Raw genomic sequence first — 1,592 nt, 5'->3', positions numbered from 1 at the left:
TTTAACAGATTCTTCACCTAATATTTCTTTTTTTGTATTTGCAATATAAAAATCAAGTCCAACATTATTATCCATTCATTGTCCGCCCTTTTCATATTTTAATGTTATTCATATTATATCAGTCTGTGTTGAACTATCATGCCCTAATTGTTGAACAAGCCTATTTTTTTACTTGAATATGAATGTATGATTATAGTAATTATCATACATTCAAAACCCTGATTTCATTGACTTCCTTCGCTTTCTCTCTCTTTATACTAAAAAAAGAGAAAAAATCGTACATTCAAATCGTTGAACGCCAAGGTTTTCAAGACCCGATTTTTGAATGACGTCCGAAAGGGCGAGAAAACATGAAAGCAGAAAAAGATGTGCAGCCGATCCGGAATCAGCAGCAACTAGACGATATGAAATGGGCAGTTAAACGCCACTGTTCAGAACGGGATTTCATCCTCTTTATCCTCGGCTGCGAAACCGGTCTGCGTGTTGGAGACCTTCTCCGTCTACCCACCCACCAGATCCTCGCTCTAAAAGGCAAACAAAACAAGATTCTGCGTGTCAAAGAAGGCAAAACGCAAAAAATTCGCGACATTTATATCGCGAATTGCTTCCAAGAGGTCTATGCGTACGCTAAAAACGTCCAGAGCGCCTGTTTATTCCCGTCTCGTAAAGGAGATAGACCGATTACCCCTACACAGGCGTACCGGCAGTTAAATAAGGCTGCAGAGTACGCTGGTGTGGAACATGTCGGCAATCATACTTTACGAAAGACATTTGGATACTGGTTTTATAAGTCCACGAAGGATATTGCGATGTTGCAACGGATTCTACACCATTCTCATCCTTTATCGGCATCACCGAAGAAGAAACGAATAACGTATTGAAATCATTTAGTGTCTTTCACTAATGCCAGTTATACATTCATATTGGTCTTTTTGGCGTCTCTTCTTCAACTCAAGCACCAGTTAGATCATTAAGGTAAAATTAAAAATGTCAGTTTCTATGGTCCATTTTAAACGTCTAATCCATTCCTCCTGTACTTCTTGAGGTGCTTTTTTGACCTTGTGTAAAACTTTCCATACCCTATATACACAGAAAGCCCTTAATACTTCAGGAGATAAATCTATTGGATTATTAATTTTATATTCTTTAATAAATAAGAGATTTAATGAATCTGCATATTTAGGGTAATGAAGTTTTGTAAACCAGCAGACCCACCCTATATCGGTTAACGGATTTGCCCATTCAGACCATTCCCAATCTAAGACTGTAAGAGTATTAGTATCTGTGTATAAAACATTGTGAATCCCATAGTCACCATGCGTTAAAACCCATTCATCCTTAGTATCGTTTATGTTTTTTAATATCTCTATGGAATTTGCAATAAGAAATTCAGGTATAAAATCTAAACTTAAGTTTAATTCATTTAAATTGCATTCTTTGATTCCACTTGAAGTAAAGTTATATTTTATTGAATGTATTCTTTTAGCAAGAGATGCTCCTAAGCTTTTATATAATTCTTTTGTTCTATCTAAGTCATTGTTATCTAAAATGGATTGTCCATTTATTCCTTTTCTGTACTCCATTACAATTAT

Annotated in this window: 1 protein-coding gene and 1 pseudogene; one reads left to right on the top strand and one right to left on the bottom strand. The window is 35.7% G+C overall.

Annotated features, from left to right (window positions below; translation table 11 throughout):
• Positions 1-350 precede the first annotated feature (350 nt).
• Positions 351-904 (top strand): annotated as a pseudogene (locus WYK_RS06235) (tyrosine-type recombinase/integrase).
• Between the two features lie 58 nt (positions 905-962).
• Here WYK_RS06235 and WYK_RS06230 read toward each other — a convergent pair.
• Positions 963-1,592: phosphotransferase family protein (locus WYK_RS06230; protein WP_040373698.1), on the bottom strand; the 630-nt coding region annotated here is incomplete at its 5' end.

Source organism: Peribacillus psychrosaccharolyticus ATCC 23296, assembly GCF_000305495.1.
In the GTDB taxonomy this organism is placed as follows: domain Bacteria; phylum Bacillota; class Bacilli; order Bacillales; family DSM-1321; genus Peribacillus; species Peribacillus psychrosaccharolyticus.
This window is presented reverse-complemented; position numbering and strand designations above follow the sequence as displayed.